The sequence below is a fragment of the Thioprofundum lithotrophicum genome (assembly GCF_055387065.1).
Genome location: NZ_AP042379.1, coordinates 2,167,612 through 2,194,013, shown reverse-complemented (window position 1 = coordinate 2,194,013; position 26,402 = coordinate 2,167,612). Strand labels below are relative to the sequence as shown.

Genomic DNA, 26,402 nt, shown 5'->3' with positions numbered 1-26,402 from the left:
AGAACGCACAAAATGATGTAGGTCGGGCTTTAGCCCGACATGAGGATGTTCGTCGGCCTGAAGGCCGACCGACATAATCGCCCTTCGCGTCTTTGCGTTGAAAACCCGCCGGTGCAGGCTTTCCGCAGACTAGTTCTTCTCGCGATCCACCAGCTTGTTGGCCGAGATCCAGGGCATCATGGCGCGCAGGCGGGCGCCGACCTTCTCGATCTCGTGCTCGGCGTTGAGGCGGCGGTGGGCGGTCATCTCGGGGTAGTTGGTCTGCCCCTCGAGGATGAAGCGCTTGGCGTATTCGCCGGTCTGGATGTTGTGCAGGGCTTCCTTCATGGCCTGACGGCTCTGTTCGTTGATGACCTTGGGCCCGGTGACGTACTCGCCGTACTCGGCGTTGTTGGAGATGGAGTAGTTCATGTTGGCGATGCCGCCTTCATACATCAGATCGACGATCAGCTTGAGTTCGTGCAGACACTCGAAGTAGGCCATCTCCGGGGCGTAACCGGCTTCCACCAGGGTTTCGAAACCGGCCTTGACCAGCTCCACGGCGCCGCCGCAGAGCACGGCCTGCTCACCGAACAGGTCGGTTTCGGTCTCGTCCTTGAAGGTGGTCTCGATGATCCCGGTGCGGCCGCCGCCGATGGCCGAGGCGTAGGACAGGGCGGTGTCCTTGGCCTTGCCGGAGGCGTCCTGGAAGACGGCGATGAGATCGGGAATGCCGCCGCCCTTGACGAACTCGGAGCGCACCGTGTGGCCCGGCGCCTTGGGGGCGATCATGATCACGTCCAGATCCTGGCGCGGCACGATCTGGTTGTAGTGGATGGAGAAGCCATGGGCGAAGGCCAGGGTGGCGCCTTCCTTCAGGTTGGGGGCGATCTCGTTGCGGTAGAGCACGGCCTGAAACTCGTCGGGGGTGAGGATCATCACCAGATCGGCACCCTTGACCGCCTCGGGCACGCTCTTGACGGTGAGGCCGGCGGCCTCGGCCTTGGCCGCGGAGGCGGAACCTTCGCGCAGGGCCACGGTGACGTCGACACCCGAGTCCTTGAGGTTGTTGGCGTGGGCATGGCCCTGGGAGCCGTAGCCGACGATGGTGACCTTCATGCCCTTGATGATGGACAGGTCGCAGTCTTTGTCGTAGTAGATGTTCATGGGCAGTTTCCTGTTTCTTTTTGCTCTGGCAAGGGGAAGTAAACGGTTCAGACGTGCAGGGTGCGCTCGCCGCGGGCGATGCCGGTGGTCCCCGAGCGCACGGTCTCGAGGATGACGCCGGCGCCCAGCGCGTCGATGAAGGCGTCGAGCTTGCTGCCGGTGCCGGTCAGCTCGATCACGTAGGTGTCCTCGCTCACGTCGAGGATGCGGCCGCGGAAGATGTCGCTCAGGCGCTTGACCTCTTCGCGCCGGGCCGGGTTGTCGGCGCGCACCTTGATCAGCATCAGCTCCCGCTCCAGGTGCCGGCCTTCGGTGATGTCGGCCAGCTTGACCACGTCGATCAGCTTGTTGAGCTGCTTGGTGATCTGCTCGATGATTTCCTCCGAGCCGCGGGTGACGATGGTCATGCGCGACAGGCTGGGGTCCTCGGTGGGGGCCACGGTCAGGGATTCGATGTTGTAACCCCGGGCCGAGAACAGGCCGGCCACCCGCGACAGGGCGCCCGCCTCGTTTTCCATCAGCAGCGAAATGATATGACGCATCAGGCCAGCTCCCTCTCGTGCATTTCATGATGCCCCTTGCCGGCGGCGATCATGGGATAGACGTTCTCGGTCTGGTCGGTGATGAAGTCCATGAACACCAGCCGGTCCTTCATGGCGAAGGCCTCGCGCAGGGCACCCTCCACGTCGCCCGGCTTCTCGATGCGCATGCCCACATGGCCGTAGCTCTCCGCCAGCTTGAGGAAGTCCGGCAGGGCGTCCATGTAGGAATGGGAATAGCGGCTTTCGTAGAACAGCTCCTGCCACTGGCGCACCATGCCCATGTAGCGGTTGTTGAGGTTGACGATCTTCACCGGCAGCATGTACTGCAGGGCAGTGGACAACTCCTGGATGCACATCTGGATGCTGGCCTCGCCGGTGACGCAGGCCACGGTGGCGTCGGGATGGGCGATCTGCACGCCCAGGGCTGCCGGCAGGCCGAAGCCCATGGTGCCGAGCCCCCCCGAGTTGATCCAGCGCCGCGGCTGATCGAACTTGTAGAACTGGGCGGTGAACATCTGGTGCTGGCCCACGTCGGAGGTCACGAAGGCGTCGCCGCCGGTCACCTCCCACAACTTCTCGATCACGAACTGGGGCTTGATCAGGGCGCTGTTGCGGTCGTAGCGCAGACAGTCCTTGGCCCGCCACTGTTCGATCTGCTCCCACCAGCGCCGGAGGGCCGCCTCGTCCGGGCGCTTGCCGCTGGCTTCGATGACCCGGTTCATGTCGGCCAGTACGTGCTTGATGTCGCCGACGATGGGCACATCCACCCGCACGTTCTTGGAGATGGACGAGGGATCGATGTCGATGTGGATGATCTTCGCCTCGGGGCAGAACTGCTTCACGTCACCGGTAACCCGGTCGTCGAAGCGGGCGCCGATGGCGATCAGCACGTCGCACTCGTGCATGGCCATGTTGGCCTCGTAGGTGCCGTGCATGCCCAGCATCCCCAGGAACTGCCGGTCGGTGCCCGGGTAGGCGCCCAGCCCCATCAAGGTGTTGGTGATGGGATAGCCCAGGGTGCGGGTGAATTTCACCAGCTCCTCGGCGCCGTCGCCCAGCACCACGCCGCCGCCGGTGTAAATCATGGGCCGCCGGGCGTCGAGGATCAGATCCACCGCCCGGTTGATCTGGCCCGTGTGGCCCTTCACCGTGGGGTTGTAGGAGCGCATCTCGACGCGATCCGGGTAGGCGTAGTCGATCTTGATGTTGGGATCGGTGATGTTCTTGGGGATGTCCACCACCACCGGGCCGGGCCGGCCGGTGGTGGCGATGTAGAAGGCCTTCTTCAGGGTCTCGGCCAGATCCTCGAGATTGCGCACCAGGAAGTTGTGCTTGACGCAGGGGCGCGTGATGCCCACCGAGTCCACCTCCTGGAAGGCGTCGGAACCGATGAAGGGGGTGGCCACCTGGCCGGTGAGCACCACCAGGGGAATGGAGTCCATGTAGGCGGTGGCGATGCCGGTGACCGCATTGGTGGCGCCGGGACCGGAGGTCACCAGGGCCACGCCGGGCTTGCCGGTGGACCGGGCATAGCCGTCGGCGGCATGCACGGCGCCCTGCTCGTGGCGCACCAGGATGTGCCGGACGTCTTCCTGCTGGAAGATGGCGTCGTAGATATGCAGGACCGCGCCCCCCGGATAACCGAAGACGTACTCCACGCCTTCGTCCTTGAGGAACTGGACGACGATTTCCGCACCGCTGAGTTTCACCGTGAGTGTCTCCCGAATGAGTCTGAACCGGCGATTTCGACCGGTTTCACGCAACCTGCGCGTGAAACCGCCTATTATAATCAGCATGACCCGGGAAATGCACTTCTTTCGCGCCACCGCCGGCCTTTCGCCCAATGGCCCTGCCCGCAGCGGGGGCAAACCGGTCACCGCTTGCAGGTGCCGGAAATTTCACTTACTTTTCGAGGCAAATCCCGGAAACCGCCGGATTCCTCCATCGACCGAAACGGACGTTGCCATGAAAGCCCTCCGCCCCCTCGTGTTCCTGACCCTGAGCCTCGCCGCCACGCCGCTGTTGGCCGTCACCTACAAGTGGGTGGACGAAAGCGGCACCGTGGTCTACTCCCAGAACCGGCCGCCGGCCGGCGTGCCCTACCAGACCATCGACACCGGCCGCCCGCGTCCCCCCTCTGCCGCAAGCCGGAAACCGTCCTCCGCCTTCCTCGAGCAGGTGGAACAGGAAAAGCGCGCCCGGCAGGCCGAACAGAAGGCTCAGGGGGAATACCAGAAGAATCTCGAACTGCGCAAGAAGAACTGCGAGGCGGCCCGCCACAACCTGCAGGTCTATACCGTGCACAAGCGCATCCAGCAGGAGGACGGCAGCGTGATCCGTCTCGACGACAACGAGCGCCTGCGCAAGATCGAGGAGGCCAAGGAAGCCATCAAGGAATTCTGTGACTGACGCCTCGGGAGAACCGCCATGCCCTACCTGCTGATCCAGACCAACCGCTCGGTGGCCGAAAACGACCGCGCCGAACTGCTGGCCGCCGCCTCGCGCACCGTGGCCGAGGCCCTCGGCAAGCCCGAACGCTACGTGATGGTGGCCCTGCAGGACGCCGTGCCCATGTGCTTCGCCGGCGACGACGCCCCCCTCGCCTACCTGGAACTCAAGAGCATCGGCCTGCCGGAGACCCGCACCACCGAGCTGTCGGCCGTGCTCTGCGACTTCATCGCCGAACGCCTCGACCTCGCGCCCGAGCGCATCTACATCGAATTCAGCGACGCCCCCCGCGCCTTCTGGGGCTGGAACCGCGGAACATTCTGAGCGCACTGCCCGAAAAGCGGCCAGCTGCCTGCAAAGAACGCAGAGGACGCAGAGACGCAGAGGGCGCAGAGATTTTTATTGGGGGTGCGAAACGAGCATAGCAATGTCAGCCGTGCTGAAAATCCGTGCAACCGGCTTAGTGGTAAATCTATCCCATACCCTGGCTGTGATGACGCATCCTCTCATCAGGCTCTGCGTCTCTGCGTCCTCTGCGTTCCTTCCACCTCGGTCCCTCGAAGCCGGGGGGGAGACGCCGGGGAGCAGGCGGGATAGAATTCGGGGCTTCGTTCATTCACGGGGAATCTGAAGAACATGCGTACCTCCCGCCTGCTGCTCGCCACCGTCAAGGAAGTGCCCGCCGATGCGGAAATCGTGAGCCACCAGCTCATGCTGCGTGCCGGCCTGATCCGCCGGCTGGCCTCGGGCCTCTACAACTGGCTGCCGCTGGGGCTGCGGGTGCTGCGCAAGGTGGAGCGCATCGTGCGCGAGGAGATGGACGCCGCCGGCGCCCAGGAACTGCTGATGCCGGTGGTGCAACCGGCCGAGCTGTGGCAGGAATCGGGCCGCTGGGATCAATACGGCCCGGAACTGCTGCGCTTCGAGGACCGCCATGGCCGCGAATTCTGCCTGGGGCCGACCCACGAGGAGGTGATCACCGATCTGGTGCGCCGGGAAATCCGCAGCTACCGGCAACTGCCGGCCAACTTCTACCAGATCCAGACCAAGTTCCGCGACGAGATCCGGCCCCGCTTCGGCGTCATGCGGGCCCGCGAGTTCCTGATGAAGGACGCCTACTCCTTCCATCTGGATCAGGCCTCCCTGGACGAGACCTACCAGGTGATGCACGACGCCTACTGCCGGATCTTCTCCCGCCTGGGTCTGGACTACCGGCCGGTGCGGGCCGACACCGGCAGCATCGGCGGCAGCCTGTCCCACGAGTTCCACGTGCTGGCCGAATCGGGCGAGGACGCCATCGCCTTCGCCACAGAATCCGACTACGCCGCCAACGTGGAGCTGGCCGAGGCCCTGCCGCCGGCCGAACCCCGCCCCGCCCCGTCACAACCGATGCAGGAGATCGCCACCCCTGACGCCCATACCATCGAGGAGGTCAGCGCCTTCCTCGGCGTGCCGCCCGAACGGTGCCTCAAGACCCTGCTGGTGGAAGGTGCCGACGGCGGCGTGGTGGCCCTGGTGCTGCGCGGCGATCACGAACTCAATACGGTCAAGGCCGAAAAACTCGACGCGGTGAAAAGTCCGCTTGCCTTCGCCGGCGAGGAACAGGTGCGCGAGGCCACGGGCGCCGGGCCGGGCTCGGTCGGTCCCGTTGGCCTGAACATCCCCGTCATTGCCGACCACAGCGCCCTGGCCGTGGCCGACTTCGTCTGCGGCGCCAACCGCGACGGCTGGCATCTGACGGGCGTCAACTGGGGCCGCGATCTGCCCGAGGCCGAGGCCGCCGACATCCGCAACGTGGTGGCCGGCGATCCCAGCCCCGACGGCAAGGGCGTGCTCGACATCAAGCGCGGCATCGAGGTGGGCCACATCTTCCAGCTTGGCACCAAGTACAGCCAGGCCATGAACGCCACGGTGCTCGACGAGAACGGCAAGGCGGTGGTGATGACCATGGGCTGCTACGGCATCGGCGTCTCCCGGGTGGTGGCCGCCGCCATCGAGCAGAACCACGACGAGCGCGGCATCATCTGGCCCGAGGCCATCGCCCCCTGGCAGGTGGCCCTGCTGCCCATGAACATGCACAAGTCCCAGCGCCTGCGCACGGCGGTGGAAGACCTGTACACCCGCCTCCAGGCCGCCGGCATCGAGGTCCTGCTGGACGATCGCAAGGAACGCCCCGGGGTGATGTTCGCCGACATGGAGCTGATCGGCATCCCCCACCGCCTGGTGCTCGGCGAGCGGGGCCTGGACAAGGGCCTTGTCGAATACAAGGGCCGCCGCGACGAAACCAGCCAGGACGTGCCACTGGCGGAAATCGAGGCGTTTCTGCTGGCGCGGCTGGGGGGACGATAGGATCGGCCTGTGGAAATGGCGAGCAGGAACCTGCCCGTAGGAGCGGCGCAAGCTGCGATACAACGTGCAGGCTGCCCGTCAGGCCAATCTGCCGTCGAACTGCTGCCTGGACTGCAAATCGCGGCTTGCGCCGCTCCTGCGGACCGTATTCCCCCGGCGGAGAAATGCTTTGCCTTGTGGCCGCTCCTGCTCCTCCTCTGGCTTCTGCCGGGCCTCGCATCTGCCGGGACGGTCGATCCGGATCTGCGGGCGGCGCTGAAGCAGGCCATCGAGGCCAGCGACAGCTTCGGGGATCGCTTCGAGGCGGAAGTGTGGCTGGTGGACATGTCCGCCCGGCTGGCCCCGACCATTCCCGATCCCCAGCGGCGCCTGCGCCTGCTGCGCATGATCCACCAGGAGGCCACCCGCGCCGGGCTCATTCCGGAGCTGGTGCTGGCAGTGATCGAAGTGGAGAGCAATTTCAACCAGTTTGCCATCTCCCGGGCCGGCGCCATCGGCCTGATGCAGGTGATGCCTTTCTGGCTGAAGGAAATCGGCCATCCCGAGGACAATCTGTTCGATGCCCGCACCAACCTGCGCCTGGGCACCACCATCCTCAAGTACTACCTCGACAAGGAAAACGGCAACCTCACCCGGGCGCTGGGCCGTTACAACGGCAGCCTCGGCAGCTATCGCTACACCAACAAGGTCTTCGAGGCCCTGCGGGAGAAGTGGCGGCGGTTCTGACCGGTTGTTGAAAACAGGGAGTTCAACCGCCTGCCAATGCCGGCTCCGTTGCGCTTGAGCCGACCTACGGGGAAGCCACCCCCGCTTGCTTGCGACTCAGCCGGTGGTGAAGTCCGTCGGCGGCGGGACATCGGCGGGTTCGCACTCCACGGCCTCGACCCGGGCGGCTGGCGGACCTTCCCACAACCAGTTGCACAGTGCCTCCACCGCCGCCGGCGCGCCGCAGGCGAGCACTTCCACCCGGCCGTCCGGCAGGTTGATGGCGTGCCCGGTGACGCCCAGCCGGCGGGCCTGATCCCGGGTGCTGACCCGGTAGAAGACGCCCTGCACCCGTCCACTCACCCGGCAGCGGCGACAGTGGCTCATGGCAGCGTGATCTCCGCGGCCTGTCCCGCCAGCCAGGCCTGGCCGCTTCGCGCCACCCGCACGGCGATGCGATAGGCAATGCCCTCGTCCACCGTCACGGGCTCGATGGCCACCAGGCGACCTTGCCGCCGCACCGGGCCGACGCGCACGGCCAGCGCCTGGCCCGGCTGCAGGGTGGACGCGGTCGCGGCATCGAGCATGGCCACCGCCCGCAGGGTATCCTCCGCCGCCACCCGCAGAACCGGCGTGGGTTGCAGATCGGCGGCGACCGTCTGGCCCACCGCCACGCGGCATTCCAGCACGCGCAGGGCGAAGGGCGCGCGCAGACGACTGTATTCGAGCGCCAGGCGCGCCGCGGTCAGCTCGGCCCGGCCGGCCTCGTAGTCGGCCTGGGCGGCGATGTGCGCATTCTTCGTCACCTGCAATTCGTGTTCCGAAAGCACGGTGCGGTCATACAGTTCCTCGGCCCGTTCCAGTTCGCGTTTGGCCTCCTGCAGCACGGCCTCGAGCTTGCGCAATTTCGCCACCAGCGCCTCGACACGGTTGCGAAACGGGCGCTGATCCAGTTCCAGCAGCAGCCTTCCCTTCTTCACCGTGTCGCCAGGACGCACCTCGAGGCGGGTGACGACGCCCTTCACGGGCAGGCTGAGCACCGTTTCCCGATCCCAGTCGAGCAGCGCCGGCACAGTGGCGGCCCCGGCCGATCCGACCAGCCAACACCAGAGCATCAGGGAGACGGCCAGTTTGCGTTTCATGGATGCGTTTCCTCCGCGACGGGTTCACGCGGTGGCGCCGTCTGCGCGCCGGGCGTCCTGCCCAACAGCAGATCCAGGCGCTCCCAGGCCAGGGCCATGGCGAAATCGGTTCGCAGGCTCTCGCTTTCGGTTTCGGTGAGGCGCACCATGGCGTCTCCCAGATCAGTCGTCACCTCGAGTTCGTAGAGCGCCCGGCTGCGATCCAGATAGAGTTCCCGATACGCCCCGGCCGTGCGCATTTCCTCGCGCTGGATCCCCAGCGCCTCGAGCTGCAGACGGAGTTCGAGCACCTCCTGGCGCACGGCTTCCTCGGTTTCGGCCAGCGCCGCCTGCAGGCGATACACTTCCGCCCGCTCCCGGGCCACGGCCGCATCGGTGGCCCCGCCGGTGAGCAACGGCACATCCAGATTCAGTTCCACTCGCCAGTTGTCGTATCCGGCCCGGGGTCGGCTGTACTTGTTGGCTTCCGCCCGCATGTCGATCCGGGGACGATCCAGCGCCCGGGCCCCGGCCAGCCGCTTGCGCGCCGCGGCCAGTTCCTGGCGCAGGGCCTGCAGGCGGCGATTGCCCTCCAGCGCCTGTTTCTGCAACTCCGCCACCTCCGGCAGCGTCCGGGCCAGTTGCGGCAGGCGCCCCGGCCGCCGCACTTCGGCGGGCAACTGCCCGGGCAGGCCCATGGCAAACGCCAGCCGGGCGCGGGTGAGGCGTTGCCGGTTCTGACTGGCGGCGCGCAAGCGCCGTACGCGCTGGTATTCGCTTTCCTTCTCCAGCACCACGATGTCCGAAACCTGACCGAGTTCGTGACGATCACGCAGCTTGTCCAAAGCCACGTAGACCACGGCCATTTCCTCGTTGTAACGGGCAAAGCGCAGATCGGCCAGCACCACGTCGAAATAGCGTTGCAGGATCTCGATACGCCGTTGCTGGCGAATCTCGTCCAGCAGCAGGCGGCGGCTCGCCACGTCGAAGCGGGAGGCCGCCACGAGCGCGCTGGAACGGCCGAAATCGTACAGCCGCTTGGCGACGACCAGACCGAGGCGATGGTCCTCGTTGGTCCAGCCCTCGTACTTGAAAAGCGGATCGGTATAGCGGAGACGGGCCTCGAGCCGGGAACGCAAACCGGTCTCGGCCTGGGCCGCCAGGATTTCGGCCTCGGCCGCCTCCAGATCCGCCTCACCCGCCCGCACCCGGGGATGGGCCCGGCTGACGAAGGACAAGGCGGCATCCAGGGTCAGGGGATCCGGCATCACCGCCGGCGGCGTGCCGGCGAGGGCGGTCTGCAGCGTGCCGAGCAGCACGAGCCCCATCGCCATGCGGCGCTTCCCGGCGGGGACAGGCCTCATCGCGCGCGACCGCCTCCGTCCGCCTCGCGGGCCTGGCGCCGGGCGCGCTTGAAGCGGGTGAAGGACGTCTTTCGGTAATGGCCTTCGGCCACGTACTCACCCATCCACAGAAACTCTTCCACGCCCTTGGTCCGGCCCGTGTAACGGAAGACCAGTTTGCCGTTCAGATCGAAGAAGGCCAGAACCGGCGTGGCCCGGACCCGGTATTGCCTGAAGGCGAAATCCTTCATGGTGGTGGGCCGCCCCTGGAAGTCGGTGATCTCCACATCGCCCTCGATATCCACGGCGAAATTCAGAAAATGCTGGCGATAATAGGCCTGCACCCGGGGCTGGTTGAGCACGTGCTCCTTCATGTAATGGCAGAACGGGCACTCGTCCATCTCGAAGAAGATGAAAATCCCCTGCTTGCCTTCCTCGCGGGCCCGCTGCAATTCTTCCTGGAAATCGCCGAACGTGTCATCGAAGAAATGGGTATAGGGATCACGGCCGGCCTCTGCCGCCACGGCCCCCGTCCAGCCGATGATCAGCAAACCCAGCAGGGCGAGCGGGCGCAGCATCTTCAGGCGTCCTCCGCGGCCTTTGGCTTGCCGGGCCGGGCCTGTCCCTCGCCCGCATGGCTGAGGAACAGCGCCAGGCCGATGAGGGCAATCGAACCGGCCAGGGCCAGCAGCTCCAGGGTATCGGCATAATCCATGCGCACGGCATGTTCGAAGAACTTGACCACCAGGATCATGAAAATGACCTTGATCAGCCGCGCCTTGAGATCATCGAGACTGTGGATCACCATCACCTTGGAGGAGGTTTCCGCCCCTTCGGCCTCGTCGATCTTGCTGATGAACAACTCATAGAGTCCGAGCGCGAAAATCAGCATGACCGTGGCCAGCAGATAGCCGTCCACGGCTTCGACCACATGGGTGAGAAAACCGGACCGCAACTGCGCCCGCTCTTCGGCCGCCAGGGCGGGCGACCCGTATTCCAGCACATGGGAGAGCATGTACCACACGTCGACGGTGGTCACGTAGAAGATGCCGAAACCGGTGAGCAGGCTGCCAAGCACCGCAAACAGCACCACCAGGCGGCTGCGCCAGAGAAAGGCTTCGAAAAACGTCTCGAGTTGCTTCATGTCCTGTGCTTCCTGTTCTCGTCGGCAGACGGCGACGCCGCGCCGGCCAGCAGCGGCTTCAGGCGAACCGCACGCAGGGCCGCAAGCGCATGCCGGGCATCGCCAAGGGCCTGCAGCACCGCCCGTTCCACCGCATCGGTACCGGTGGCTTCCAGTGGAATTCGTCCCCCGGCCAGTTCGACCAGATCATGCAGGGTCAGTTCGTCCAGACCGTTTCCCAGGCGCCAGCGGGAAAGGCCATATCGTATCACCAAACCCCGCTTGCGCAGAGCCAGCAGCAGGTCCAGCAACTGGGGGCCGCTCCAGTCACCGCGCCGTTCCAGTTGCCGCAGGGTCAGTCCGCCGGGATGCCGGTACAACTCCACCAGCAGGCGCACCAGCATCAGCAGTCGAGCGCCGCGCCGGCGCTGTTCCTTGAGCCCCACGCCGAGCGCATAGGCGATCTCCGCACCGAACAGGGTGATGAGCCAGGAGACGTAGATCCAGACCAGCAAGAGGGGAATGGTGGCCAGCGCGCCGTAGATCAGCTCATAGGTGGGAAACCAGCGCAGGTACATGGCGAACAGTTGCTTGGCCAGCTCGAACAGCACCGCGGCAACCGCGCCGGCAATCAGGGCATGGGTTCCGCGGACCGGCACGTTGGGCACCGTGCGATAGACCATGGCGAACAGCCCGGCGCTGAAGAGAACGGGCAACAGCGACAGCCACAGGCTTTGCAGGCCGGTGATGGCCAGGGCCTGCGCCAGGGACGGCAAGGTCAGCAGCCAGGTGGTCAGGCTGAGGCTCAGACCCAGCAGCAACGGTCCGAACACCAGGATCAGCACGTAGATGCCGAGGGTGAGCCAGAAACCGCGATGCCGGCGCACGTGCCAGATCCGGTTGAGTGCCCGATCGATGCTGTTGAGCAGCAACAGGCTGGTGACGAAGAAGGCGCCCCCGCTGAACGCCGTCAGCGAACGGGCCTTGTTGGCGAAGACCAGCAGATAGTTCTCGATGGCCGTGCCCAGATGGGGATTGAAGACCCGATGGATCCCCTCCTGCAGAAGCTCGCGCCAGTCGGGAAACCCCGGCAGCCACTGGAACAGGCTCAGGATCAGCGCCAGCAGCGGCACCAGGCCCAGGATGGTGGTATAGGCCAGGGAGGCGGCGACCCGGGTGCACTCGTCGCGCAGGCACTGGCCGAACAGCAGCCCCAGAAAACGCCGCACGTGGCGGCGCGAAAAGGGCCAGCGGGGCGGCTGTTCCGAATTCCGGCTCATCTGTTCAGCGTCGACGTCTGGCCGCCGTGCAGACGGCAGGGCAGTCATGGTTCCCGCGCACCAGACAGAAAAAAGGCCCGTATGCACGGGCCTTTTTCAACCGACGGATGATTTCGGATTACTGGGCAAGATAGGCCATGTCCGATTCTTCGACCACCCCCAGCGCCCAGCTGCCGCGGGTCTTGGCGTGGCGCACGGCGGCGTCCACTTCGGCGGCCGACGGATTGGTGTTGATGGTGAAGACCTGGCCCGGATAGATCAGATCGGCATCCTTGATCTTGTCGCTGTTGGCCTTGTAGATGAGCGGCCACTCGTAGGGATTGCCGTAGATGCTGGGCTTGGCGGAGATGTCCCACAGGTTGTCGCCACGCACCACCTCATAGGTGTTGGCGGCACCGCTCTCGGCGGCGGGGGCGGGTGCCGGGGCCTCGCTCTCCGAGATGATGCCCTGTTTCTTGAGTCGATCCAGCTCACGGTATTTCTGCTCGACGGCCAGTTCGGCCTGCCGCTTGGCCTTGTTGGCCAGCTTGATGGCGTCCTCGTACTTGCCGGCCTTGAGGGCCTTCTCGGCCTTCTTGATGAGCTTGCCGGTATCGCGCCACTCGTAACCTTCGGCCTTGGCCTTGGCATTGGCGGACTTGGCCGCGGCGATGGCGGCCTCGGCAGCGGCCTGATCGGCACCGGTGGCGGCTTCTTCGGTGGTGCCGGCGCAACCCACGGCAAAACCGATGACCAGCAGGAGCAGTGCGGTCAGTCTCAGTGCTTTGAATGTTTTCATTCTTATCGACTCCGAAGTTGTTGATTTATCCGTCTTTTCCAGAAACCCCGGCGGGGAGGTCCAATTCTGTTGTGGCAACGTAGCATTGGCCGATTCGGGCTGTCAAGGAACCGCGCCCGAAATTCCATCCTGCAAAAATATTAGCAGATTCCGTCGTCGATGCGAGGTGGTCAGCCGCTTTGGCAGGCGCTCAGGAAGCGCTGTCCCGCTGCCGCTTGCGCAGGCTCTGCTGGCGGGCCCGGATGGCCGCCTCCTTGGCCTCCAGGGCGAAGCGGCGGGCCGCCGGATAGTCGCCCACGCCGAGGGCGTCACTGGCCTCCTGCAGCAGGGCGCGGGCCTCGTCGAGCAGGGCCGGGGCATGGATCTCCGCTCCCGACGCCATCGCCGCCTCGATGGCCTGCCGGGCGTTGCTCATCTCCTGCACGGGCGGATTGACGGCGCAGCCGAGCAGCAGTCCGGAGATCAGGATCAGGAACGTCAGGCAGTGGCGGGCGGGGGTGCGGAACATCGGCATGGGTGTGGGTGGCAACCTGCAGGCAAGCTATCACCGGCCCCGAGCGAGTGTCAAGAAACGTGCCGAAGCGGATACGCATCCTGTTGGGTTAGAATGACGCGCCGACAACGATTGCCGAGGAACTTCCGTCATGTCCGTGACCCTCTATCACAATCCCCGCTGCAGCAAGTCGCGGCAGACGCTGCAACTGCTGCAGGAGCGCGGTATCGAACCGCAGGTGATCGAATACCTCAAGACACCGCCCGATGCCGACACCCTGCGTGCGATCCTCGCGCAACTGGGCATCGGCCCCCGGGATCTGCTGCGGCGCAAGGAAGCCGAGTACAAGGCCCTGGGGCTCGACAATCCGGAACTGAGCGACGCGGAACTGATCCAGGCCATGATCGAACATCCGCGGCTCATCGAACGGCCCATCGTGCTTACCGACAAGGGCGCCGCCATCGGCCGTCCGCCCGAGAACGTGCTGGAGGTGCTCTAGACCATGTCCGAAATCCTGGTGCTCTATTACAGCCGCCACGGCGCCACGGCAAAGATGGCCCACGAGATCGCCCATGGCATCGAACAGGTCAGCGGCATCACGGCACGCCTGCGCACGGTGCCGGAAGTGTCGACGGTCTGTGAAGCCGTGGAAGACACGATCCCCCCCGAAGGCGCGCCCTATGCCACGCTGGACGATCTGCAGGACTGCATCGGCCTGGCGCTGGGCAGCCCGACCCGCTTCGGCAACATGGCCGCGCCCCTGAAATACTTTCTGGATTCCACCACGCCGGTCTGGCTGGCCGGGGGGCTGAGCGGCAAGCCGGCGGCCCTGTTCACCTCCACTTCGAGCCTGCACGGCGGCCAGGAGACCACCCTGCTGTCGATGATGCTGCCCCTGCTGCATCACGGCATGCTGCTGGTGGGCCTGCCCTACAGCGAGACCACCCTGCTCACCACCACCACCGGCGGCACCCCCTATGGCGCCAGCCATCTGGCCGGCAGCGACAACGATCTGCCCCTGAGCGAGGAGGAAATCCGCCAGTGCCACACCCTGGGACGGCGCCTGGCCGAAGTGGCCAGGGCCCAGCAGGCGGCCGGCCTGATCGGCTCGGGCGGCGCGTGAGCCGCCTGCGCCTGGCCCATGCCGCCACCCTCGGCGGCATCCTCCTGCTGCTGGGGCTGCTGGTGCTGTGGTACGGCGTGCTGCAGCCGGCGCCGATCTGGCTGGCCCTCTTCGCCCTGCCCCTGCTGCTGCCCCTGCGTGGCCTGATCCGGGGACGCGCCTACACCCACGCCTGGACCAGTTTCCTGATCCTGATCTATTTCATTCACGGCGTGGTGGAAGCCTGGGCCAACCCGGGCGCGCGCCTGCTGGCGCTGGGGGAGATCCTGCTCAGCGTCGGTGTCTATACCGGCGCGATCCTGTTCGCGCGCTGGGCGCGGCAGCCCGGCGCAAACTGACGGGCATCGTCAGCTCGCGTGCAGCAGGCCGCGCACGAAGGGGATGGTCAGCCGGCGCTGGGCGGCGAGGGAGGCTTCGTCGAGGCGCTCGAGAAGGGCGAAGAGGCTGTTCATGTCACGGGGCTGACGGCGCAGCAGGTAGTCGGCCACCTCGTCGGGCAACTCGAAACCGCGGTGGCGGGCGCGCAGTTGCAGGGCCCGGCGGCGGCCGGCGTCGCCCAGGGGCTGGAGCCGGAACACCAGCCCCCAGCCCAGGCGGGTGACCAGATCGGGAAGCCGGAAACCCAGCGCCGCCGGGGAGCCCTCGGCCGCGAGCAGCAGCCGCCCGCCGGCCTCGCGGATCCGGTTGTAGAGGTGAAACAGGGCGGCCTCCCAGTCCGCCGCGCCGGCGACGATGCCCAAATCGTCGATCGCCACCACCGGGATCGCTTCCAGCCCGTCGAAGATCGCCGGCTGCGCGCCCGCGATCCCGCCCAGGGGCAGATAGACCGCCCCCGGCGCGGCATGACAGGCTGCCTGCAAGAGATGGCTCTTGCCACAACCGGCCGGCCCCCAGAGATAGAGGCTGTCGCCACCGCCGGCCCGCAGGGCCTGCAGGGCCAGCTCGTTGCCCTCGTCGTGGAAGTTGTCGAACGTGGCGCTGTCGCGCAACTGCAGCCGCAAGGGCAACTGACCCGAACTATCCGCCCCCATCGTCTCCCTCTCCGGCCGTCTCCCCATAGAGTTCGCTGGCCTGGTAACGCTGGCGCAGATGGCGCAGCAGCACGGCGATGACCGCCGCCACCGGCAGAGCCAGCAACACGCCCACGAACCCGAACAGTTGTCCGCCGGCGAGCACGGCGAAGATCACCGCCACCGGGTGCAGGCCGATGCGATCGCCCACCAGCAGCGGCGTGAACACGGTGCTCTCCAGCACCTGACCCACGCCGAACACCGCCAGGACGTAGATCAGATGCTGCACGTCCTGGAACTGGAGCCCGGCGGCCAGGCCGGCTGCGCCAATCCCGACGATGAAACCGAGATAGGGCACGAAGCTCACCAGGCCCGCCAGCAGGCCGATGGAGAGGAACAGCTCCAGTCCCGCCAGCCACAGGCCGACGGAATAGACCCCCGAGAGGGCCAGCATCACCAGCAGCTGGCCGCGCAGGAAGGCGCCCAGCACTTCGTCCGATTCGCGGGCCAGCCGGGAGACGACCGGCTCGAGGTGACGGGGCAGCAGATCGCGGATCGCGGCCACCAGCCGATCCCAGTCGCGCAGCAGATAGAAGGTGACCACGGCGACGATGGTGAGGTTCATCAGCCAGTTGCCGATCAGCATCCCCGAGCGGGTCAGCGAGGCGACGAGGGTGGCCAGCAGGCCGGAGGCGGTGGACCAGTTCTGGCCGAGCAGGCGGGCCAGCTCGCCGCGATCGAACTCGCTGACGTCGAAACCGAACTGGCGCTGCAGCCAGGGCAGCAGATGTGCTTCCGCCGTCTGCAGCCAGAGGGGCACCCGGGTCACGAGCACGTGGAGCTGTTTCTGCAACAGGGGCACCAGAAACAGCAGCAGGAGCAGCGCCAGCAGGGTCAGGCCACCGAATACCAGCACGGTGGCCCAGGTGCGCGACAGGCCCCGTTCCTCGAGCCGGTCACACAGCGGATCGGCGAGATAGGCGAGTACCGCCGCGATCAGAAAGGGGGTGAGCACCGGCGCCAGCAGCCAGATCAGCCAGCCCGTCACCAGCAACAGGGCCAGCCAGAAGGCCTCGCGCATCACGTTCATGGCGTCTCCTTGCGTTGCAGATCCTGCCGGGCGCGCCGGCTCCAGATGAAGACATAGGCCAGGCCGCTGGCCAGGATGGTCGCCGTGACCACGGCCACCAGGATCCCCTGCAGCCAGGCCATGGCCTCCAGGCCCGAGAGGCGCAGCAGGGTAACCACCACCAGGGCGATCTGACAGACCGTGTTGATCTTGCTGATCATCAGGGGTTCGAAGACCACCGGTCCCACCCGCCAGCGGTACAGCAGGGTGCCGGCCACGATCACCACGTCCCGCCAGATCACCAGCCCCACCAGCCAGCCGGGCAGATCGTCCAGCCAGCCCAGCACCAGGTAGGTGGACACCATCAGCAGCTTGTCGGCGAGGGGATCGAGAATGGCGCCGAGGCGCGAGGTCCAGCGGTAGTGGCGGGCCAGATAACCGTCGATGCCGTCGGAGATGCCGGCAATCAGGAACAGGGTCAGCGCCCAGCCGTAGCGCCCCTCCCACAGCAGCGCCACCACGGGGGGCACCAGCAGGATGCGCAGGATGCTGATCAGGTTGGGGAGCTGGCGGGCCTGCATGTCAGCTCCCGCCGTCCGCCGTGGAGGGACGGACCGAGGTCGCGGACGGGACGGGCCGGACGGTGTTCACGGAACCAGACGATACACCAGATCGGCCGTCAGGGGTTCGCGGGCCGGCGCGGCAGCGGCCCGGTCCGCCTCCCCCGCCGCGGAAGGCGCAACCGGTGCCGGTACGGTGGTCGCGGTTTCGGGGACCAGGGTATGCCCCAGCTCGATGGCCCGGGAGATGGCCGGCAGGCCGTTGCGGCTGGCCAAGCTGAACAGGGCCGACGCGGGCCGCACCTCGTCCGGCGCCGCCCGGGTCACGCCGTCGAGCCTGGCCAGATAGCGGAACGCCCGGGTGTAGTCGGCCAGATCGCGGATGCCAACCACCCGCACCCGCACCACGCCGGGCAGCGTGGTGGCGGCCACCCGGGCATAGCGTTCGGCGAGCTGCCGGGTACTGCCGGCGATGCCGGCGGCCAGCGCCGCGCCGAGCGTCTTGCCTTCGCTTTCCCAGTCGTCCCGGCGACCTTCGTTGTAGAGGGTCCAGCGGCTGCGCCAACGGTTGCCATAGGTCTTGTAGATCTTGCCCACCAGCACCGCCTGCACCTGATAGCGCTGGGAGGCGTCGAGGATGCGATCCTCGAAGTTGCCCCACACGTCGGCCACGGTCAGCCGGGCGCGATCGGTCAGATCGTAGAGAGGCAGGCGCAGAGGCAGCCCGCGGCGGGCCGCCTCGCGGGCCACTTCGTCACGCCACGCGGCCGGGCTGCCGGAGGAGAGCAGCTTGCGCCCGTGGCGGTCGTCGATCACTACCCAGGCGAGCACGCCGGGGCGGTTGCGGCCCCACACGGGCAGGCGACTGTCGCGCAGAACCCGGTTGACGGCCTCGGGCGCGAAACGCACCTGGAGCAGCAGTCGGCGTTCGCCATTCGCCTCGCGCACCGTGTAGCGGTAGCGTTCCACGTAGCGGGTGGGCAGCGCCAGGGCCTGTTCCACGCCTGGCTCCATGAGCGCCAGTTCGTCCCGCCCCGAGACCCGCATCAGCACCTGCCGCAGGGCATCGGTGAGGGCCCGGGTGCGGGTGTCACGCTCCTGATCGGCCACCGGCACCTCCACCAGATAGAGATTTTCCACCACCTCGGCAGAGGTGTTCAGCGCCGGCAGCAGCCACAGGCCGAGCCACAGAAGAAGCAAGGGGAACGAAGGCATGGGATTGGTGCGCATCCTGAAAGGTTGGGTCGGCACGAGCAGTGTCGTTTCGTCCAGGGCCGTGAATTGGTACAATCCGAGGCCTTTATTATGCACCGATTCCGAAGGAAAAAGGTGCGTTTCTTCCCATCCCGAGTCCGCAGGAGTCCTCCGTGTCCTCATCCCGTGGCGACGATGCCTCACCTTCCTCTTCCCTGAGCTACCGCGACGCCGGCGTGGACATCGATGCCGGCAACGCCCTGGTCGAACGCATCAAGCCACTGGCCGCCGCCACCCGCCGCCCCGGCGTGCTGGCCGGTCTGGGCGGCTTTGGCGCCCTGTTCGAGATCCCCGCAGGTTACCGCCAGCCGGTGCTGGTGGCCGGCACCGACGGGGTGGGCACCAAGCTCAAGCTGGCCATGGAACTGCACCGCCACGACACCATCGGCATCGATCTGGTGGCCATGTGCGTGAACGATCTGATCGTGCAGGGCGCCGAGCCGCTGTTCTTTCTCGACTACTATGCCACCGGCCACCTGGACGTGGACATCGCCAGCGACGTGGTCAAGGGCATCGCCGAAGGCTGCCGGCAGGCCGGGGCCGCCCTGATCGGCGGCGAGACGGCGGAGATGCCGGGCATGTATCAGGGCGGGGAATACGATCTGGCTGGCTTCTGCGTGGGCGTGGTGGAGAAGGACAGGATCATCGACGGCAGCCGGGTGCACAGCGGCGACGTGCTCATCGGCCTGCCGTCCAGCGGCCCCCACTCCAACGGCTATTCGCTGATCCGCAAGGTGCTGGAGACCACCGGCGCCCGTCTCGACCAGCCCTTCGACGGCGCGACCCTGGGCGAGCGGCTGCTGGCGCCGACCCGGATCTACGTCAGGCCCCTGCTGGCCCTGTTTGCCGAGTTCGACATCCATGCCCTGGCGCACATCACCGGCGGCGGCCTGCTGGAAAACCTGCCGCGGGTGATGCCGGAGAACACCGTGGCCCACGTGGACACCCGCAGCTGGACCCTGCCGCCGATCTTCGCCTGGCTGCAGGAACAGGGCGGCATCGACACCCGGGAGATGTATCGCACCTTCAACTGCGGCATCGGCATGGTGCTGGTGGCCAGTGCCGCCGAGGCCGGCGCCATCGTCAGCCGGCTGCGGGCCGAGGGCGAGCATCCGGTGATCATCGGCCACATCGACAGCCGCGAGGGCGCCCCCGCCGTGGAGCTGGACGGACTGGCATGACCGGCAACCCCCGCAACGCCACCTGCAGGCTGGTGGTGCTGATCTCCGGCAACGGCTCCAACCTGCAGGCCATCATCGACGCCATCGCCGCCGGCGAAATCCCGGCCGAAATCGGCGCCGTGATCAGCAACAATCCCGACGCCTACGGCCTGGAGCGGGCGCGCCGCGCGGGGATCCCCACCGCGGTGGTCGATCACCGTGACTATCCCGACCGGGAACGCTACGACCAGGCCCTGCGCGCCGTCATCGATCGCTACGCGCCGGATCTGGTGGTGCTGGCCGGCTTCATGCGCATCCTCACTCCGGCCTTCGTGGAACACTATGCCGGGCGCATGCTCAACATCCACCCCTCGCTGCTGCCCCGCTACCAGGGGCTCGACACCCACCGGCGGGTGCTGGAAGCCGGCGATGCCATCCATGGCGTCAGCGTGCATTTCGTCACTCCCGAACTGGACAGCGGCCCCATCGTGCTGCAGGCGGAGGTGCCGGTGGAACCGGGCGACACCGAGGAAGATCTGGCGCGCAAGGTGCATGCCGAGGAGCACGTGATCTATCCGCGGGTGATCCGCTGGTTCGCCGAAGGCCGGCTGCGCCTCGACGGCGACCGGGTGCTGCTCGACGGCCGGCCCCTGGCCGAGACGGAAAAACGGATCCGGGTTGAACCCGGCGCCCTCCGCCCCGACTAACTATCCAGGCGATACGGCCTTTCCCAGGAACTCGCCATGCGCGCAACGCTGCTCCTCCTCGTCGGCCTGTGGCTGGCCCTGCCCGTGCGGGCCGGTCTGCTCGACGCCGGCTTCGATGCCGAATACAAGGTCTACATGGCCGGCATCCCGGCCGGCATCAGCCAGCGCAACGTGGCGGTGAACGACGGCATCATCGTCTACCGCGCCCATTCGGAACCCCGGGGCATGGCCCGCCTGTTCACCCGCGACGTGGTGACCGAAACCAGCATCATGCAGCGGACGGACGGCGACGTGCAGCCCCTCGAATACCGCTACGATCAGACCGGCAAGGACGAAGTGCACGAAAAGGTGCTCTTCGACTGGGAGAAGAAGACCCTCACCATCACCAAGAACGGACGGACCTACCCCATCGTCGCCAATACCTACGACATGCTGTCCTTCCAGATCGCCATGATGCTCAAGCTGGCGCGGCAACCGAAGACCTTCACCTTCCATGTGGCCGATCACCACGATCTGCACACCTACGAGGCCACGGTGATCGGCACCGAGACCATCAGCATCGCCTGGCGCGACGACCTGCAGACCCTGCGGGTGGACTCCTTCAATCCCGAGGAAAACCTGCGTTTCTCCTTCTGGTGCGCGCCGGAACTGGACTACCTGCCGGTGCGCATCGAAATCGTGCGCACGGATCTGGACATGGGCAGCACCACGGAGCTGAAAACCCTGCGGATCAGGGCCGAGGGCCGAGGGCCGAGTGGCGAGAAAACGCGATAGATACTTCCTTCCCCTCGCCCACAGGCGGTTGGGATAGCGGCCTCGCCGCCCGGTCCTGCTTTCAGGCCTTCGGCAACGTCACGCCCTGCTGGCCCTGATACTTGCCGCCCCGGTCGCGGTAGGAGGTTTCGCACACCTCGTCCGACTCGAAGAACAGCATCTGGGCCACGCCCTCGTTGGCGTAGATCTTGGCCGGCAGGGGCGTGGTGTTGGAAAACTCCAGGGTCACGTGCCCTTCCCACTCCGGCTCGAGGGGGGTGACATTGACGATGATGCCGCACCGGGCGTAGGTGGACTTGCCCAGGCACACGGTCAGCACGCTGCGGGGAATGCGGAAATACTCCACGGTGCGGGCCAGGGCGAAGGAGTTGGGCGGAATGATGCACACCTCGCCCTGGTAGTCGACGAAACTCTGGTGATCGAAATCCTTGGGATCGACCACCGCCGAGTTGATGTTGGTGAAGATCTTGAATTCATCGGCGCAGCGCACGTCGTAACCGTAGCTGGAGGTGCCATAGGAGACGATGCGCCGGCCATCGGCCTCCCTGACCTGCCCCGGCTCGAAGGGCTCGATCATGCCGTGTTCCTGCGCCATCCGCTTGATCCATCGATCCGACTTGATACTCATCGGGCTGTCTCGCCGCCGCCACCAAAGGGCCGATATTGTGCACCGGAAAGCGGCTCCGGCGCAAAGGCGGGCCGGCGGGGAGTCTGCTAGAATCCGCCGTTTACCGGAACCGCCACCGCCATGTTCGCAACCCTCGCTCGACAACCCTGGCGCAGCACCCTGTGGCTGATTGCCGGTTTCGCCCTCCTGCACCTGCTCGTCATCGGCCGGGTGGAACTGTCCGGCGACGAGGCCCACTATGCCCTCTACGGCTATTACCTCGACTGGAGCTACTTCGACCACCCGCCCCTGGTGGGCTGGCTCAACGCCCTGATCCTGCCTGCCGCCGACAGCGAATTCGCCCTGCGCCTGTGGCCGGTGGCCCTCGGCGCCCTCACCGCCGGGCTGCTCTTCCGCCTGACCCGCGAGCTGTTTCCGGAAGAACCGGCCTTCGTGGCCCTGCTGGCCGTGGCCGTCTACGAAAGCGGCGTGATGTTCCAGCTCCTGAACATGGCCATGCTGCCGGACACCCCGCTGCTGCCCATCGCCCTGGCCCTCGCCCTGCTGCTGCACCGCGCCCTGCGCACGGGGGCCATCGGCGCCTGGCTCGGCGTGGGACTGCTCTTCGGCCTGGCGGGGCTGGCCAAGTACACGGCCATCACCCTGGTCGTCACCGCCCTCGTCGCCGTGCTCTGGAACCGCCGGCTGGACGCCCTGCGTCGCCCCGGCCCCTGGCTGGCCATCCTCGTGGCCCTGCTGGTAATCAGCCCGGTGCTCTACTGGAACGCCCGGCACGACTGGATCTCCTTCGCCTACCAGCTCGGCCACGGCGCGCCCGAACGGGCCTGGTCGCTCAAGCGCTTCCTCACCGCCCAGGCCGGACAGCTCATCGCCTACGGTCCGCTCATCTACCTGTTCGGTCTGGCCGCCCTGGGGGCAGCGTTGCGCTCGAGGGCGCCGGGAGAGCGCCTGCTGCTGGCACTGGCGCTGCCGGTGCTGCTGCTGTTCGCCTGGAGCGGCGGCTACGAAACCACCCTGCCCCACTGGCCGGCCCTCGGCTGGCTGGCCATGGCGCCGCTCATCGCGCGCTGGCTGGCGCGCCACTGGCCGTCCCGGGGGGTGCGCTTCGGCGCCCTGGCCGGCGGCGGCTATTCACTGCTGCTGATCGCCGCCATCGAATTGCTGATCCTGCTGCCCGTCAATCCCTTTCCGCCGGGCCGGCATCCCCTCGGCGATCTGCTCGGCTGGCGGGCCAGCGCCGAGCGGGCCGAAACCCTGCGCGCGCAGATGGCGGCCACACCCGGGCCGGAGCCGGCCCTCTACGTGGGCAACTGGTCCATCTTCAGCCACGTGGCCTGGTATGCCCGGCCGACACCGGTGCGCGTGACCGACAGCCGTTTCGATCAGTCGGACCTCTGGTACGGCTCGCCGGCACCGGGCGATCGCGGCATCGTGGTGGTGCCCGAGTATTACTGGAACCGTCCGGCCACGGCCGGCTTCGGCAAGTTTCGCCACTGCGCGGCGCCAGTGCTGGTGGAGGCGCGGATCGGCGGCGTCGCCGCCAGCCGTTATCGGCTGTACGCCTGTGAAGATTACCGGGGGGCCGAGTGATCCGCCCCCTCCCCCTCGTCTCTCCCTGGACCTGGGCCGTGCCGCTGGCCGGGATGCTGCTGCTGGCCGGCATCGGCCTCGGCGACAGCAACCGGGAACTGTTCCTGTGGCTCAACGGCCACCTGCAGTTCTCGAAAACCTTCTGGCTCAACGTGACCCTGTTCGGCGACGCCGGCATGGTGATGATCCTGGTCCTGCCCCTGGTGGGCCGGCGACCGGACATCATCTGGGCCGGGTTGCTGGCCGGGGTCGTCGCGGCCCTGCTGGTCAACGGAGGCAAGGAGTTCTTCCAGATCCCCCGCCCACCCGCGGTATTGCCGGCCGACGCCTTCCACCAGCTCGGCAACCGTTTCGGCGCCAGCGCCTTTCCCTCGGGACATACGGCAGCGGCCTTCGCCCTGGCCGGGGTCCTGGCCCTCCTGCCAAATCCGAACGGGCTGCGCTGGCTGGCCCTCGCCGCCGCGGTGCTGATCGGCCTGTCCCGGATCGCCGTGGGCGCCCACTGGCCCCTGGACGTGGCCGCCGGCATGGTGACCGGCTGGGTTGCGGCCATCGCCGGCGTCCACCTGGCCCGGCGCCTCCCCGGCGAGCACCGCTGGGCGCAGCGGGGCGCGGCCCTGTTGCTGCTGTTCACCGTCTATTATCTGGTGGTGCTCCACACCCGGGGCGATGCCGAGGCCCGCGCCCTGGAGATCGCCGTGCCCCTGCTCGCCCTGGCGCTGGCCCTGCCGGGCCTGAAGCGGCTGTTCCGGCCGGGAGCGAACGCATGAGCGCTGCCCGTCAACGCCTGGGGCTGGCGCTGCGCCTGGCCGTGACGCTCGGCATTCTCTGGCTGATCTTCCGCAACATCGATCTGCACGGGGTGCTTGCCGTGATCCGCACCGCCGGGTGGCCCGCCCTGGCCCTGGCCCTGCTGATGCAGCTGCTGAGTACCTGGCTGGCCGGCTTCCGCTGGTACCTGGTGATGCGCGAACTCGGTTTCGGCTTCAGCTCCGGCTTCTACGTGCGCAGCTACTTCAAGGGCGCCTTCTTCAACCAGGGGCTGCCCACCAGCATCGGCGGCGACGCCATGCGCGTGCTCGACGTGGCCGGCAGCGGCTTTCGCAAGCGTGACGCCTTCAAGGGCGTATTCATCGATCGCATCCTCGGCCTGCTGGGTCTGCTGCTGCTCAACCTGATGGCCAACGCCCTGCTGCCCGATCTGCTGCCGCGCGGCGTGTTCTGGATCATCAACGCCCTCGTGGCCGGCGGCGTGGCGGGCTTTCTCACCCTGGTCTTCCTGCACCGTCTGCGGGGATTCGAACGCTGGCGCCCCACCGCCTATCTGCTCGACATCTCGCGCAAGCTGCATCAGGTGCTGCGCGGACCCCGGCGGCTGCTGCGCCAGCTGGGCCTGTCGCTGGCCATCCATGCCCTGTCGATCCTCAACATCTTCCTGGTGGGCCGCAGCGTAGGGCTGGACTACGACATCGTCACCTTTGCGGTGATCGCGCCGCCGGTGTTCCTGCTGACCCTGATCCCCGTCTCCCTGGCCGGCTGGGGGGTGCGCGAAGGGGCCATGATCGGCCTGTTCACGCTGCTGGGCGCCGACAAGACCGTCGTCTTGTCCATGTCCATCCTCTACGGCATCATCCTGATTCTTGCCAGCCTGCCGGGGCTTCTGATCACCCTGCGCGGCCGCTTGCACCGCCGCGCGCCCGACCGACAGAAAAAGGAACCACCCGCATGAACGTGGATACCATGCGCCGCATCGACTACTGGGCCGGCGTTCCCCTGTGTGCCCTGGTCAGCGCCTGGCTGCGCCTGTGGCACTGGCTGCGCCCGGCCGGGCGCATCCGGCCCCGGCGGGTGCTGCTCATCGAACTGTCGGAGATGGGCAGCGCCATCCTCGTGGATCCGGCCATGCGCAAGCTCAAGGCCAACGGCGCCGAGCTGTACTTCCTGATCTTCGCGAAGAACGCGCCGAGCCTGCACCTGCTGGGCACGGTGCCGAAGGAAAACATCTTCACCCTGCGCGAAGACAGCCTCTGGCATCTGGCCATCGACACCCTGCGCTACCTGCGCTGGGTACGCCGGCAGCGCATCGACTCGGTCATCGATCTGGAGCTGTTCTCCCGTTTCACCGCCCTGCTCACCGGCCTCTCCGGCGCCGGCAACCGGGTCGGCTACCATGCCTTTCACAACGAAGGGCTCTACCGGGGCGAGATGCTCACCCACAAGGTGGCCTACAACCCCCACCTCCACATCAGCAAGAACTTCATCGCCCTGGTCAACGCCCTGCTGAGCACCCGCGAGGAACTGCCCTATTCGAAGACCGTGATCACCGACGAGGAAATCCGCCTGGCCCAGGTCGACATCGACGCCGCCCGCCAGGACGCCCTGCGCGAGCGCATTCGCGACCGCCATCCCGATTACGATCCATCCCTGCGCCTGGTGCTGATCAACCCCAACGCCAGCGAACTGCTGCCCCAGCGCCGTTGGATGCCCGAGCGTTACGTGGAAGTGATGCGGCGCCTGCTGGCTGAGTACGACGACATCCTGATCCTGATCACCGGGGCGCCGAACGAAATCGCCGAAGCCGAACAACTGCGGGATCTGGTCGACCACCCCCGCTGCGTCAACTTCGCCGGCGCCCTGAAGCTCGAGGAACTGCCGGTACTCTACAGCCTCGCCACCCTCATGCTCACCAACGACTCGGGACCGGCCCACTTCTCCGCCATCACCCCGCTGCGCACCTTCGTCATCTTCGGCCCGGAAACCCCGAAGCTCTACGGCTCCCTCGGCAACAGCACTCCCCTCTACGCCGGCCTGGCCTGCTCCCCCTGCGTCAGCGCGGCCAATCACCGCAAGACGCCCTGCAAGGACAACGTCTGTCTGCAGGCCATCGAGGTGGAAACGGTTCTCTCACACTTGTGCAAAGCGCTGCGCTGAACGGCCTTCCGGCTGCGACGACAGCCCCCCAGAGGTTGCGATAATCCACTTCCTCACACCTAACCCGGATATTGCACCAAGGCGGCCGACTTGAACGGGTTGGGTTCGGTATCTTCCGAGCCAAATCCGTCCGAAAGGCCATGGATGGCTGACACGATTTGCGCCTATTCGATTTCAGGCCGTATCTGGCTGCGCATCGAATACATCCCTGTAGGCTCTACGGCCGCAGTCGCTTCGGGCATCCTGCCCTCTCGCGACACTTGTGCGT

General features: G+C 66.8%; 30 protein-coding genes. 14 read left to right on the top strand and 16 right to left on the bottom strand.

Annotation, left to right across the window (positions count from 1 at the left end; genetic code table 11):
* Positions 1-129: 129 nt before the first annotated feature.
* From ilvC to ACZ5BH_RS10385, 3 genes are read right to left on the bottom strand one after another with little or no spacing between them, the layout of a single operon-like run.
* Positions 130-1,146: a ketol-acid reductoisomerase gene (gene ilvC / locus ACZ5BH_RS10395; protein WP_464889195.1), complete on the bottom strand. Its 1,017-nt coding sequence runs from the start codon at positions 1,144-1,146 to the stop codon at positions 130-132.
* A gap of 47 nt (positions 1,147-1,193) precedes the next feature.
* Positions 1,194-1,688, bottom strand: coding sequence for an acetolactate synthase small subunit (gene ilvN / locus ACZ5BH_RS10390; protein ID WP_464889194.1), 495 nt, complete (start codon positions 1,686-1,688; stop codon positions 1,194-1,196).
* Positions 1,688-3,397, bottom strand: coding sequence for an acetolactate synthase 3 large subunit (locus ACZ5BH_RS10385; RefSeq protein WP_464889193.1), 1,710 nt, complete (start codon positions 3,395-3,397; stop codon positions 1,688-1,690). The genes ilvN and ACZ5BH_RS10385 overlap by 1 nt, the downstream gene beginning before the upstream one ends.
* Positions 3,398-3,653: 256 nt before the next feature.
* Here ACZ5BH_RS10385 and ACZ5BH_RS10380 point away from each other — a divergent pair, with 256 nt between their 5' ends.
* The 4 genes from ACZ5BH_RS10380 (at position 3,654) to ACZ5BH_RS10365 (ending at position 7,211) form a co-directional block, all read left to right on the top strand.
* Entirely contained in the window at positions 3,654-4,097 is a 444-nt protein-coding gene (locus tag ACZ5BH_RS10380) for a DUF4124 domain-containing protein (RefSeq protein ID WP_464889192.1), read from the top strand.
* A gap of 18 nt (positions 4,098-4,115) precedes the next feature.
* The gene (locus tag ACZ5BH_RS10375) at positions 4,116-4,460 is read left to right on the top strand and encodes a phenylpyruvate tautomerase MIF-related protein (RefSeq protein ID WP_464889191.1); all 345 of its coding nucleotides are present in this window, start codon (positions 4,116-4,118) and stop codon (positions 4,458-4,460) included.
* Between the two features lie 312 nt (positions 4,461-4,772).
* Positions 4,773-6,485 carry a proline--tRNA ligase gene (locus tag ACZ5BH_RS10370; protein WP_464889190.1) on the top strand — a complete coding sequence of 571 codons (1,713 nt, stop codon included), beginning with the start codon at positions 4,773-4,775 and terminating at the stop codon, positions 6,483-6,485.
* 174 nt (positions 6,486-6,659) lie between these two features.
* Entirely contained in the window at positions 6,660-7,211 is a 552-nt protein-coding gene (locus ACZ5BH_RS10365) for a lytic transglycosylase domain-containing protein (RefSeq protein ID WP_464889189.1), read from the top strand.
* Between the two features lie 96 nt (positions 7,212-7,307).
* On the opposite strand, the gene ACZ5BH_RS10360 is transcribed toward ACZ5BH_RS10365, so the two are convergent.
* The 8 genes from ACZ5BH_RS10360 to ACZ5BH_RS10325 form a co-directional block, all read right to left on the bottom strand.
* A complete protein-coding gene (locus ACZ5BH_RS10360) occupies positions 7,308-7,577 on the bottom strand; it encodes an acylphosphatase (RefSeq protein ID WP_464889188.1) in 270 nt (89 codons plus the stop codon).
* The gene (locus ACZ5BH_RS10355) at positions 7,574-8,332 is read right to left on the bottom strand and encodes an efflux RND transporter periplasmic adaptor subunit (RefSeq protein ID WP_464889187.1); all 759 of its coding nucleotides are present in this window, start codon (positions 8,330-8,332) and stop codon (positions 7,574-7,576) included. Before ACZ5BH_RS10355 ends, ACZ5BH_RS10360 begins: the two co-directional genes overlap by 4 nt.
* Positions 8,329-9,645 carry a TolC family protein gene (locus ACZ5BH_RS10350; RefSeq protein WP_464889186.1) on the bottom strand — a complete coding sequence of 439 codons (1,317 nt, stop codon included), beginning with the start codon at positions 9,643-9,645 and terminating at the stop codon, positions 8,329-8,331. Before ACZ5BH_RS10350 ends, ACZ5BH_RS10355 begins: the two co-directional genes overlap by 4 nt.
* A 26-nt stretch (positions 9,646-9,671) precedes the next feature.
* The gene (locus ACZ5BH_RS10345; protein ID WP_464889185.1) at positions 9,672-10,232 is read right to left on the bottom strand and encodes a thioredoxin family protein; all 561 of its coding nucleotides are present in this window, start codon (positions 10,230-10,232) and stop codon (positions 9,672-9,674) included.
* Positions 10,233-10,234: 2 nt separating this feature from the next.
* A complete protein-coding gene (locus tag ACZ5BH_RS10340; protein WP_464889184.1) occupies positions 10,235-10,798 on the bottom strand; it encodes a YqhA family protein in 564 nt (187 codons plus the stop codon).
* Complete coding sequence (locus ACZ5BH_RS10335; RefSeq protein WP_464889183.1) at positions 10,795-12,057, bottom strand: YihY family inner membrane protein; 1,263 nt, start codon at positions 12,055-12,057, stop codon at positions 10,795-10,797. The genes ACZ5BH_RS10340 and ACZ5BH_RS10335 overlap by 4 nt, the downstream gene beginning before the upstream one ends.
* 118 nt (positions 12,058-12,175) lie before the next feature.
* Positions 12,176-12,835: a LysM peptidoglycan-binding domain-containing protein gene (locus ACZ5BH_RS10330; RefSeq protein WP_464889182.1), complete on the bottom strand. Its 660-nt coding sequence runs from the start codon at positions 12,833-12,835 to the stop codon at positions 12,176-12,178.
* 190 nt (positions 12,836-13,025) lie between these two features.
* Entirely contained in the window at positions 13,026-13,349 is a 324-nt protein-coding gene (locus ACZ5BH_RS10325; protein ID WP_464889181.1) for a DUF4398 domain-containing protein, read from the bottom strand.
* A 130-nt stretch (positions 13,350-13,479) separates the two neighbouring features.
* Between ACZ5BH_RS10325 and arsC the strand changes: the two genes are divergently transcribed.
* Genes arsC through ACZ5BH_RS10310 form a run of 3 tightly spaced genes read left to right on the top strand, consistent with a single transcriptional unit; the run spans position 13,480 to position 14,789 of the window.
* The gene (arsC, locus tag ACZ5BH_RS10320) at positions 13,480-13,827 is read left to right on the top strand and encodes an arsenate reductase (glutaredoxin) (RefSeq protein WP_464889180.1); all 348 of its coding nucleotides are present in this window, start codon (positions 13,480-13,482) and stop codon (positions 13,825-13,827) included.
* 3 nt (positions 13,828-13,830) lie between these two features.
* Positions 13,831-14,451 carry an NAD(P)H:quinone oxidoreductase gene (wrbA, locus tag ACZ5BH_RS10315; protein ID WP_464889179.1) on the top strand — a complete coding sequence of 207 codons (621 nt, stop codon included), beginning with the start codon at positions 13,831-13,833 and terminating at the stop codon, positions 14,449-14,451.
* The gene (locus ACZ5BH_RS10310) at positions 14,448-14,789 is read left to right on the top strand and encodes a DUF2069 domain-containing protein (RefSeq protein ID WP_464889178.1); all 342 of its coding nucleotides are present in this window, start codon (positions 14,448-14,450) and stop codon (positions 14,787-14,789) included. The genes wrbA and ACZ5BH_RS10310 overlap by 4 nt, the downstream gene beginning before the upstream one ends.
* Positions 14,790-14,798: 9 nt before the next feature.
* Here ACZ5BH_RS10310 and hda read toward each other — a convergent pair whose 3' ends face one another.
* The 4 genes from hda to ACZ5BH_RS10290 all read right to left on the bottom strand — a co-directional run bounded on the left by hda (position 14,799) and on the right by ACZ5BH_RS10290 (position 18,305).
* Entirely contained in the window at positions 14,799-15,482 is a 684-nt protein-coding gene (gene hda / locus ACZ5BH_RS10305; protein WP_464889177.1) for a DnaA regulatory inactivator Hda, read from the bottom strand.
* Positions 15,469-16,551: an AI-2E family transporter gene (locus ACZ5BH_RS10300; RefSeq protein ID WP_464889176.1), complete on the bottom strand. Its 1,083-nt coding sequence runs from the start codon at positions 16,549-16,551 to the stop codon at positions 15,469-15,471. Before ACZ5BH_RS10300 ends, hda begins: the two co-directional genes overlap by 14 nt.
* Positions 16,548-17,111, bottom strand: coding sequence for a CDP-alcohol phosphatidyltransferase family protein (locus ACZ5BH_RS10295; protein ID WP_464889175.1), 564 nt, complete (start codon positions 17,109-17,111; stop codon positions 16,548-16,550). Before ACZ5BH_RS10295 ends, ACZ5BH_RS10300 begins: the two co-directional genes overlap by 4 nt.
* A 66-nt stretch (positions 17,112-17,177) precedes the next feature.
* Positions 17,178-18,305: a DUF2066 domain-containing protein gene (locus tag ACZ5BH_RS10290; protein WP_464889174.1), complete on the bottom strand. Its 1,128-nt coding sequence runs from the start codon at positions 18,303-18,305 to the stop codon at positions 17,178-17,180.
* 152 nt (positions 18,306-18,457) lie between these two features.
* Here ACZ5BH_RS10290 and purM point away from each other — a divergent pair, with 152 nt between their 5' ends.
* From purM to ACZ5BH_RS10275, 3 genes are read left to right on the top strand one after another with little or no spacing between them, the layout of a single operon-like run.
* Positions 18,458-19,525 carry a phosphoribosylformylglycinamidine cyclo-ligase gene (purM, locus tag ACZ5BH_RS10285; RefSeq protein WP_464889173.1) on the top strand — a complete coding sequence of 356 codons (1,068 nt, stop codon included), beginning with the start codon at positions 18,458-18,460 and terminating at the stop codon, positions 19,523-19,525.
* Positions 19,522-20,211, top strand: a complete 690-nt coding sequence (gene purN, locus ACZ5BH_RS10280) for a phosphoribosylglycinamide formyltransferase (protein WP_464889172.1) — start codon at positions 19,522-19,524, stop codon at positions 20,209-20,211. Before purM ends, purN begins: the two co-directional genes overlap by 4 nt.
* Before the next feature lie 36 nt (positions 20,212-20,247).
* A complete protein-coding gene (locus ACZ5BH_RS10275; protein ID WP_464889171.1) occupies positions 20,248-20,985 on the top strand; it encodes a DUF3108 domain-containing protein in 738 nt (245 codons plus the stop codon).
* Positions 20,986-21,046: 61 nt separating this feature from the next.
* Here ACZ5BH_RS10275 and dcd read toward each other — a convergent pair whose 3' ends face one another.
* Positions 21,047-21,613: a dCTP deaminase gene (dcd, locus tag ACZ5BH_RS10270; RefSeq protein ID WP_464889170.1), complete on the bottom strand. Its 567-nt coding sequence runs from the start codon at positions 21,611-21,613 to the stop codon at positions 21,047-21,049.
* Between the two features lie 120 nt (positions 21,614-21,733).
* Between dcd and ACZ5BH_RS10265 the strand changes: the two genes are divergently transcribed.
* The 4 genes from ACZ5BH_RS10265 to ACZ5BH_RS10250 are packed head-to-tail and all read left to right on the top strand — an operon-like array spanning position 21,734 to position 26,134.
* Positions 21,734-23,203 carry a glycosyltransferase family 39 protein gene (locus ACZ5BH_RS10265; RefSeq protein WP_464889169.1) on the top strand — a complete coding sequence of 490 codons (1,470 nt, stop codon included), beginning with the start codon at positions 21,734-21,736 and terminating at the stop codon, positions 23,201-23,203.
* On the top strand, positions 23,200-23,973 hold the full coding sequence (locus tag ACZ5BH_RS10260) for a phosphatase PAP2 family protein (RefSeq protein WP_464889168.1): 774 nt from the start codon (positions 23,200-23,202) through the stop codon (positions 23,971-23,973). The genes ACZ5BH_RS10265 and ACZ5BH_RS10260 overlap by 4 nt, the downstream gene beginning before the upstream one ends.
* Complete coding sequence (locus ACZ5BH_RS10255; protein ID WP_464889167.1) at positions 23,970-24,932, top strand: lysylphosphatidylglycerol synthase transmembrane domain-containing protein; 963 nt, start codon at positions 23,970-23,972, stop codon at positions 24,930-24,932. The genes ACZ5BH_RS10260 and ACZ5BH_RS10255 overlap by 4 nt, the downstream gene beginning before the upstream one ends.
* Positions 24,929-26,134, top strand: coding sequence for a glycosyltransferase family 9 protein (locus ACZ5BH_RS10250; RefSeq protein ID WP_464889166.1), 1,206 nt, complete (start codon positions 24,929-24,931; stop codon positions 26,132-26,134). The genes ACZ5BH_RS10255 and ACZ5BH_RS10250 overlap by 4 nt, the downstream gene beginning before the upstream one ends.
* Positions 26,135-26,402 lie beyond the last annotated feature (268 nt).